Origin of the sequence: Stenotrophomonas sp. S49 (assembly GCF_016624905.1) — a bacterium.
In the GTDB taxonomy this organism is placed as follows: Bacteria; Pseudomonadota; Gammaproteobacteria; order Xanthomonadales; family Xanthomonadaceae; genus Stenotrophomonas.
This window is the reverse complement of record NZ_JACVUD010000133.1, coordinates 1-8,986: the sequence shown is the minus strand read 5'-3', so window position 1 is coordinate 8,986 and position 8,986 is coordinate 1. Positions and strand designations below refer to the sequence as shown.

Annotated in this window: 7 protein-coding genes and 2 tRNA genes; all 9 read left to right on the top strand. The window is 65.1% G+C overall.

Going from position 1 to position 8,986, the window contains the following annotated elements; genetic code table 11:
- The first annotated feature begins 246 nt into the window (after positions 1-246).
- The 9 genes from IAE58_RS19080 (at position 247) to IAE58_RS19040 (ending at position 8,912) form a co-directional block, all read left to right on the top strand.
- Positions 247-576, top strand: a complete 330-nt coding sequence (locus IAE58_RS19080) for a hypothetical protein (protein WP_199934670.1) — start codon at positions 247-249, stop codon at positions 574-576.
- 65 nt (positions 577-641) lie between these two features.
- Positions 642-1,976, top strand: coding sequence for a chloride channel protein (locus tag IAE58_RS19075; protein ID WP_199934671.1), 1,335 nt, complete (start codon positions 642-644; stop codon positions 1,974-1,976).
- Positions 1,977-2,051: 75 nt separating this feature from the next.
- Positions 2,052-2,136, top strand: a tRNA-Leu gene (locus IAE58_RS19070).
- Between the two features lie 190 nt (positions 2,137-2,326).
- Positions 2,327-3,622 carry a trigger factor gene (gene tig / locus IAE58_RS19065; RefSeq protein WP_108748712.1) on the top strand — a complete coding sequence of 432 codons (1,296 nt, stop codon included), beginning with the start codon at positions 2,327-2,329 and terminating at the stop codon, positions 3,620-3,622.
- Between the two features lie 76 nt (positions 3,623-3,698).
- Positions 3,699-4,325 carry an ATP-dependent Clp endopeptidase proteolytic subunit ClpP gene (clpP, locus tag IAE58_RS19060; RefSeq protein WP_079220811.1) on the top strand — a complete coding sequence of 209 codons (627 nt, stop codon included), beginning with the start codon at positions 3,699-3,701 and terminating at the stop codon, positions 4,323-4,325.
- Positions 4,326-4,452: 127 nt separating this feature from the next.
- Positions 4,453-5,742, top strand: coding sequence for an ATP-dependent Clp protease ATP-binding subunit ClpX (gene clpX, locus IAE58_RS19055; protein WP_108748713.1), 1,290 nt, complete (start codon positions 4,453-4,455; stop codon positions 5,740-5,742).
- 142 nt (positions 5,743-5,884) lie between these two features.
- Positions 5,885-8,335, top strand: a complete 2,451-nt coding sequence (lon, locus tag IAE58_RS19050; RefSeq protein ID WP_108748714.1) for an endopeptidase La — start codon at positions 5,885-5,887, stop codon at positions 8,333-8,335.
- A 218-nt stretch (positions 8,336-8,553) separates the two neighbouring features.
- Positions 8,554-8,826, top strand: coding sequence for an HU family DNA-binding protein (locus IAE58_RS19045; protein ID WP_004146343.1), 273 nt, complete (start codon positions 8,554-8,556; stop codon positions 8,824-8,826).
- A gap of 11 nt (positions 8,827-8,837) precedes the next feature.
- Positions 8,838-8,912: transfer RNA gene (locus tag IAE58_RS19040), tRNA-Val, on the top strand.
- Positions 8,913-8,986: the final 74 nt, after the last annotated feature.

The window sequence follows — 8,986 nt, the reverse complement described above, 5'->3', positions numbered from 1 at the left end:
ACTCTTAATCAATAGGTCCAAGGTTCGAATCCTTGACAGCCCACCAAGACGAAAGCCACCTGGTCCGCCAGGTGGCTTTTTTCTTTTCTGCGCTATTCGCGACAAGGCGCAGCGCCTCAAGGCCACATCCGTGCCACATGCGTCAGCGATGTTCTGCAGGATGTGCGCTGCATCCCAGCGCGCCCTTGGCGAGTGCTTCCCAATGAGGATTCCGCGCCGCCGTGCGCATCTTCCAGGAAGGCTCTGATGGCCCCGATCAATCGTCCTGCTCTCGCCGTGGCAATGCTTGTCGCGATCACCGCCGCGGGATGTGTCGCAGTTGACCCGCCGGTGCAGGCGGAGGCCGCCGTGGCGGCGCCTGATCCCGCGCACACCGTCGAACGCCCGGAGGGCAGTGCGTTTCAGCCCGCGCAGCCGCTGGATCCCGCCGAAGGGCAGCCATCTGCCTTCGCAGGTATCGCCGTGCAGCGTTCGGCCGATGGGCAGGCGATGCAGATCCGTCAGTTGGACGAAGCCGAGGCGGCTGCGGCGGGCGACGATGCCCAGCCGGCCCAGTCGGTCGATCCCGCGCCCTGACCCGGGCAAGGGGGACGGCCAAGCCCTGCACAGTGCCTGCGCAGTGGGGGTGGGAAAATACGGGCATGGATTCCGACACCTCCCACTCCCGCCCGCGCTGGCTGGGTTCGCGCCAGCAATGGCTGGAACGGCTGGCCCTGTGGGGTGGCGCAGTGGCTGTGGCGCTGGCCGCGATTGTCTTCGCCAAGGCCAGCGACGCGGCCTTCGCCGTGTTCCGTCGCGTGCACGACGCCTCGCCGTGGTGGCCGCTGCTGCTGACCCCGGCGCTGTTCGCCCTGCTGGCCTGGCTGACCCAGGGCATTCTGCGGCCGACCCGGGGCAGTGGCATTCCGCAGGTCATCGCCGCGCTGGATACCCCAGGCCGTGCCTTCCGCAGGCAGAACCTGTCCCTGCCGGTGTCGCTGGGCAAGCTGGGCCTGACCGTGCTGGCCCTGCTGGGCGGTGCATCGGTGGGGCGCGAAGGCCCTACGGTGCACATCGGCGCCAGCCTGATGTACATGATCGGCCGCGCGTTCGGTTTCCGCGATCCACGCCAGGCGACCCATTTCCTGCTGGCCGGTGGCGCCGCCGGTATCGCCGCGGCCTTCAACACCCCCTTGGCGGGTGTTGTGTTCGCCATCGAAGAGCTGTCCGGCCGCTTCGAACACCGCTTCTCCGGCACCCTGCTGACTGCAGTCATCGTGGCCGGCGTGGTGTCGCTGGGCCTGCTCGGCAACTACACCTATTTCGGCCGGGTCAGCGCCACGCTGCCATTGGGCATGGGCTGGCTGGCGGTGCTGCTGTGTGGGCTGGTGGGTGGCCTGGCCGGTGGGTTCTTCAGCCGATTGGTGCTGGCCGCCGTGGACGGCCGGCCGCGCTGGCTGGGTCGCAGCCGCAGTGCGCACCCGGTGCTGTTCGCCGGCGCCTGTGGTCTGGCCTTGGCCGTGCTGGGTCTGGTGTTCGGGCTGGGCGCGTTCGGTACCGGCTACGAGCAGGCCCGCGAACTGGTGCAGGGCGGTGGCGGGGTGGGGCACAGCTTCGGGGTGATGAAGTTTGCCGCCAACCTGGTGTCGTATGTGGCCGGTATTCCCGGCGGGCTGTTCTCGCCGGCGCTGGCCGTGGGCGCGGGCATCGGCCACAACCTGGCCGTGCTGCTGCCCGGCGTGGACCCGGCCGCGGTGGTGGTGCTGGGCATGTGTGCCTACCTGACCGGCGTGACCCAGGCACCGCTTACCTCGGCGGTCATTTCGCTGGAACTGACCGACACCAGTGACATGCTGCTGCCGATCCTGGCGGCGGTGCTGCTGGCGCGGGTGGCTTCGTCGTGGGTCTGCCATGTGCCGATCTACCGCGCGCTGGCCGAACGCCTGACTGCGGCGATGCCGGCCCCGGCACCCGTTGCAGCCGCGCCTGGCCCCTGAATCCAGCGCGTTCAGCTTTGTCACGCCTTCCGCTTTGCAGCCCCGCCTGCGACAATGAACGTCTGTGCCGGCCACGCGAAAGTGGCGGAATTGGTAGACGCCCTGGATTTAGGTTCCAGTGCCGCAAGGCGTGGGGGTTCGAGTCCCCCCTTTCGCACCAGTGCCGGCCTGTCCCCGCCCTGATCGGGCCCTGCGCGGCCGCTTGACCGCCGCGCGCTGGCAGTGCACGCCGAATTGGGCGAAACTAAAGGGCTGCGGCAATGCAGGCGCGTCCCAGACGCCGTGTCCTTACAACCGATTCATCCATCATCGAGCCGGGGGCCAGGGCGCCACCGGTGGCAGGAGTCAACATGCAAGCTTCTATCGAATCCACCGGCAACCTGGAACGCCGCCTGAGCTTCTCGCTGCCGGAAGACCGTCTGCAGAGCCATATCAACGGCCGCCTGGGCGAAATCGCACGTACCACCCGCATCAAGGGCTTCCGTCCGGGCAAGGTGCCGGCCAAGGTGATCGAGCAGCGTTTCGGCGCGCAGGTCCGTGGCGAGGCGCTGGACGGCCTGCTGCGCGAAACCTTCGACGCGGCCGTGCGTGAGCACGACCTGCGCATCGTCGGCAGCCCGCGCATCGACAAGGGCGAGGAAGGCGAATTCTCCTTCGTGGCCACCGTGGAAGTGGTGCCGGACTTCGGCGACCTGGACGTCAGCAAGCTGACCGTGGTCCGCCACTCGGCCGAGATCACCGACGCCGACATCGACCAGATGATCGAAAACCTGCAGAACCAGCGTCGTACGTGGGCCCCGGTCAGCCGTGGCGCGCAGGACGGTGACCTGGTCGCGGTGGAAACATGGTCGCAGGCCGGCGAAGAGCGTCTGCCGGCCGAGGGCACCGAGAAGGGTTCGATCGTGCTCGGCCAGGGCATGATGTTCGACACCATCGAAAAGGGCCTGGTCGGCCTGGCCAAGGGTGAAGAAAAGACCCTGGACGTGGACTTCCCGGCTGACTGGCGCGTGCCGGTGCTGGCCGGCAAGACCGTGCAGGTCACCGTGAAGGTGGCCGAAGTGTCCGAGCCGGTCGTGCCGGCGGTGGACGAAGCCTTCATCAAGAGCTTCGGCGTGAAGGGCGGCGACGTCGAGCAGTTCCGCAGCGACATCCGCGCCAACCTGGAGCGCGAGCTGAAGGGCGCGCTGATGAACCGCCTGCGCCGCGAAGTGGGTGAGCAGCTGATCGCCGCCTACGCCTCGGTGGAAATGCCGCCGCGCCTGGTCGAGAACGAAGCCCGCGCCATGCTGGCCCAGCAGGTCGAACAGGCCCGCCGCAACGGCCAGAACGTCGGCCAGGTGCCGGCCGATGCCCATGAAGGCTTCAAGGACGCTGCTGCCAAGCGCGTGCTGGTCGGCCTGGTGGTGGGCGAAGTGGCCCGCGGCAACGACCTGCGCCTGGACCCCAAGCGCCTGAACGAAACGATGCGCCTGATCGCCTCGACCTACGAAGAGCCGGAGCAGGTCATTGAGATGTACCGCAACGACCCCCAGCTCATGTCGGGTCTGCAGAACCGTGTGATGGAAGAGCAGGTGATCGACTGGATCGCCGAGCGCGCCCAGCACACCGAAGAAAAGCTGTCGTTCCAGGACGCGATCCGCCAGTAAGATCGTGCCGATCGTCCCAATCCCCGCGCCAGCCCTGGCGCGGGGGTGTTTCCCCCCAAGATAGGTACCTCACGAAATGGACAACCGGACCAAAGCCCTGAACATGGTGCCCATGGTGGTCGAGCAGACCAGCCGCGGCGAGCGTGCCTACGACATCTATTCGCGCCTGTTGAAGGAGCGCCTGATCTTCCTGGTGGGCCCGATCGACGATCACATGGCCAACGTGGTGGTGGCGCAGCTGCTGTTCCTGGAAGCGGAAAACCCGGAAAAGGACATCAGCATCTACATCAACTCGCCCGGTGGCGTGGTCACCGCCGGTATGGCGATCTACGACACCATGCAGTACATCAAGCCGGACGTCAGCACCATCTGCGTCGGGCAGGCCGCCTCGATGGGCGCACTGCTGCTGGCCTCGGGCGCTGCCGGCAAGCGTTATGCGCTGCCGAACTCGCGCGTGATGATCCACCAGCCGCTGGGCGGCTTCCAGGGCCAGGCGACCGATATCGACATCCACGCCCGCGAGATCCTGACCCTGCGTTCGCGCCTGAACGAAGTGCTGGCCAAGCACACCGGCCAGTCGCTGGAAACGATCGCCCGCGACACCGAGCGCGACAACTTCAAGAGCGCGGTCGACTCGGTGGCCTACGGCCTGGTCGACCAGGTGCTGGAGCGTCGTCCGGAAGAGTCGATCCAGGCCGGCTGACCGGCCTTCACGGGGCCAGGGAGGCCTCGTTCCTGCAGGGTCGGACCGGGACTGGTGTCCTTCCGGCCCTGTGCTATTCTCGAATCGAACCCCCGTTCAGCGGGTGGGGTAACTGGGTAAGCGAAGCATGAGCGAAGACCGCCAAGGTCGTTCCACGGACACCGGCAAGATCCTCTACTGCTCTTTCTGCGGCAAGAGCCAGCATGAAGTGCGCAAGCTGATTGCGGGTCCGAGCGTGTTCATCTGCGATGAATGCGTAGAGCTGTGCAACGACATCATCCGCGAGGAACTTGAGGAAAAGGCGCAGTCGGCGCGCAGTTCGCTGCCCAAGCCGCGCGAGATCCTCGAGGTGCTCGATCAGTACGTGATCGGCCAGAACCGTGCCAAGCGCACCCTGGCCGTGGCCGTGTACAACCACTACAAGCGCATCGAGAGCCGGCAGAAGAACGACGACGTCGAACTGGCGAAGTCGAACATCCTGTTGGTCGGCCCGACCGGTTCGGGCAAGACGCTGCTGGCCGAAACCCTGGCCCGCCTGCTCAACGTGCCGTTCACCATGGCCGACGCCACCACGCTGACCGAAGCCGGTTACGTGGGCGAGGACGTGGAAAACATCATCCAGAAGCTGCTGCAGAAGTGCGACTACGACGTCGAGAAGGCGCAGCAGGGCATCGTCTACATCGATGAAATCGACAAGATCTCGCGCAAGAGCGAGAACCCGTCGATCACCCGCGATGTGTCCGGCGAAGGCGTGCAGCAGGCCCTGCTGAAGCTGATCGAAGGCACCGTGGCCAGCGTGCCGCCGCAGGGCGGGCGCAAGCATCCGCAGCAGGAATTCCTGCAGGTGGACACCAAGAACATCCTGTTCATCTGCGGCGGCGCGTTCGCCGGCCTGGACAAGGTGATCCAGCAGCGCTCCAACGACGCTGGCGGCATCGGCTTCGGCGCCAAGGTGAAGAGCAGCGAGCGCAAGCAGGAAGTGGGCAAGGTGCTGGCTGAAGTCGAGCCGGAAGACCTGATCAAGTTTGGTCTCATTCCCGAGTTCGTCGGCCGCCTGCCGGTCGTGGCGACCCTGGAAGAGCTGGACGAGCCGGCCCTGATCAAGATCCTGACCGAGCCCAAGAACGCCATTACCAAGCAGTTCAAGAAGCTGTTCGAGATGGAGAACGTGGAGCTGGAGTTCCGCCCGGATGCCCTGTCGGCCATTGCCCGCAAGGCGCTGAAGCGCAAGACCGGCGCCCGTGGCCTGCGTACCATCGTCGAATCGGTCCTGCTGGACACCATGTACGACCTGCCCTCGCAGGAAAACGTCAGCAAGGTGGTGGTGGACGAATCGGTGATCGAACACAAGTCCGAGCCGTACCTGATCTACCAGACCCCGGCGGCCCCTGAACAGAAGGCCGCAGGCGCCGAGTGACGCTTTCAAGCTGCTGATTTGAAAGTAGTTTTCACGAACGCCTTGCATCTGAAAGCCGATGGCCCCATAACGGGGCCATCGGCTTTTTTTGTCTCCGGAAGATGCCCTCCCGGAGACGGTTTTCCCCTTCCCTGGAGCCCCCATGGCCCGTTCCCCAAGTGAGACCCTCGACCTGCCGGTCCTGCCGCTGCGCGACGTAGTGGTGTTCCCGCACATGGTCATTCCGCTGTTCGTCGGCCGTGACAAGTCCATGCACGCGCTCGAACAGGCAATGGAGGCAGACAAGCGCATCCTGCTGCTGGCGCAGAAGTCCGCCGAAACCGACGACCCGCACGCGGCCGACCTGTACCAGGTCGGTACCCTGGCGCAGGTGCTGCAGCTGCTGAAGCTGCCCGATGGCACCATCAAGGTGCTGGTCGAAGGCCTATCGCGCGTACAGGTCACCCACGTCGACGAGCGCGACGGTTCGCTGCACGGCCAGGCCGTGGAGATCGAGGCCGAAGACGCACGCGAACCGCGTGAGATCGAGGCGATCGCCCGCTCGCTGATGTCGCTGTTCGAGCAGTACGTGAAGACCAACCGCAAGCTGCCGCCGGAACTGCTGCAGACCCTGGCCGGCATCGACGAGCCGGCGCGCCTGGCCGATACCATCGCCGCGCACATCAGTGTGCGCCTGGCCGACAAGCAGCGCCTGCTGGAAACGCTGGCCGTGGGCGAGCGCCTGGAAATGCTGGTCGGCCTGGTCGACGGCGAGATCGATGTGCAGCAGATGGAAAAGCGCATCCGCGGCCGCGTGAAGTCGCAGATGGAAAAGAGCCAGCGCGAGTACTACCTCAACGAACAGATGAAGGCCATCCAGAAGGAACTGGGTGACCTGGACGATGCGCCGGGCGAGCTGGAAGAGCTGGCCCGCAAGATCGCCGAAGCCGGCATGCCCAAGGCGGTGGAAGCCAAGGCGCGCAACGAACTGAACAAGCTCAAGCAGATGTCGCCGATGTCGGCCGAAGCGGCCGTCGTGCGCAACTACCTGGAATGGCTGCTGGGCGTGCCGTGGAAGAAGCGCACCAAGGTGCGCAAGGACCTGAAGGCCGCGCAGGACACCCTGGACGCCGACCACTACGGTCTGGAGAAGGTCAAGGACCGCATCCTGGAATACCTGGCGGTGCAGTCGCGGGTGAAGCAGATGAAGGGCCCGATCCTGTGCCTGGTCGGCCCGCCGGGCGTGGGCAAGACCTCGCTGGGGCAGTCCATCGCCAAGGCCACCAACCGCAAGTTCGTGCGCATGTCGCTGGGCGGCGTGCGCGACGAGGCCGAGATCCGCGGCCACCGTCGCACCTATGTCGGTTCCATGCCGGGCCGCATCGTGCAGAACCTCAACAAGGTCGGCAGCAAGAACCCGCTGTTCGTGCTCGATGAGATCGACAAGATGTCGATGGACTTCCGTGGCGATCCGTCGTCGGCGCTGCTGGAAGTGCTCGATCCGGAGCAGAACAACGCCTTCAACGACCACTACCTGGAAGTGGACCTGGACCTGTCCGAAGTGATGTTCGTGGCCACGTCCAATTCGCTGAACATTCCCGGCCCGCTGCTGGACCGCATGGAAGTGATCCGCATCCCCGGCTACACCGAGGATGAGAAGCTCAACATCGCCACCCGTTACCTGTCGCCGAAGCAGATCAAGGCCAACGGCCTGAAGCCGGAAGAGCTGGAGATCGGCAGCGATGCGATCCAGGACATCGTGCGCTACTACACGCGCGAATCGGGCGTGCGCAACCTGGAACGCGAGATCGCCAAGATCTGCCGCAAGGTGGTGAAGGAAATCGCGCTGGCCGGCCCGCAGGCGGCCAAGCCGAAGAAGGGTGCGAAGAAGTCCAAGGCGCTGGTCAGCGTGACCAGCAAGAACCTGGACAAGTACCTGGGCGTCCGTCGTTTCGACTTCGGTCGTGCCGAAGAAGAAAACGAGATCGGCCTGGTCACCGGCCTGGCCTGGACCGAAGTGGGCGGTGATCTGCTGCAGATCGAATCGACCCTGGTGCCGGGCAAGGGCCAGCTGATCCTGACGGGCCAGCTGGGCAACGTGATGAAGGAATCGGCCTCGGCGGCGCTGTCGGTGGTGCGTTCGCGTGCCGACGGTTTCGGCATCGATGGCGACTTCCTGCAGAAGCACGACGTGCACGTGCACGTGCCCGATGGTGCCACCCCGAAGGACGGCCCCAGTGCCGGTGCGGCCATGGTCACCTCGCTGGTGTCCATGCTGACCAAGGTGCCGGTGCGTGCCGACGTGGCGATGACCGGCGAGATCACCCTGCGTGGTCGCGTGACCGCCATCGGTGGCCTGAAGGAAAAGCTGCTGGCCGCACTGCGTGGCGGTATCCGCACGGTCATCATTCCCGAGGAGAACCGCAAGGATCTGGCGGACATTCCGGCCAACGTCACTCGCGATCTGCAGATCGTGCCGGTGAAGTACATCGAGGAAGTGCTCGACCTGGCCCTGGAGCGTCCGCTGGCCCCGAAGAAGGCACGCAAGAGTGCGCAACGCGTCACGGTGCGTGGCAAGGGCAAACCGGCTTCGAACGCGCGCGTCAAGCATTGACGCGCGTTGTCGAAATGCTTGAAACCCGCGTCGTTGCTGGCTTTCCGGCTTGCGTGGGGGTAGGGCCGCTGGTATAAAAGCAGCACTCGCGAATGAGTGATCGCAATCGCTGATCGCTGAATTCGGCGAACCGTTTCCACATGGCGGCCGTGCGCAGATGGCGTGCGGTTGCTTCCCTGTCGAATAAGCGGAACCCACCGCCAAAGGAGCTGTAAAGAATGAACAAGACCGAATTGATCGATGCCGTTGCTGAAGCCGCCGACCTGACCAAGGCCGAGTCCAGCCGCGCTGTCGATGCTGTCGTTGCCGCCGTCACCAAGGCGCTGAAGGACGGCGATGCGGTCACCCTGGTTGGCTTCGGTACCTTCCAGGTGCGCGACCGTGCCGCCCGTACCGGCCGCAACCCGAAGACCGGCGACACCATCAAGATCGCTGCTTCGAAGAATCCGTCGTTCAAGGCTGGTAAGGCCCTGAAGGATGCTGTAAACTAAGCGGCTCGCTGGGGTGCTTAGCTCAGCGGTAGAGCGTCTCCTTTACACGGAGAGGGTCGGGGGTTCGAAACCCTCAGCACCCACCACAGCACCGTAGTAAAAGTTTGAGTGTGGAGCGGTAGTTCAGCTGGTTAGAATGCTGGCCTGTCACGCCGGAGGT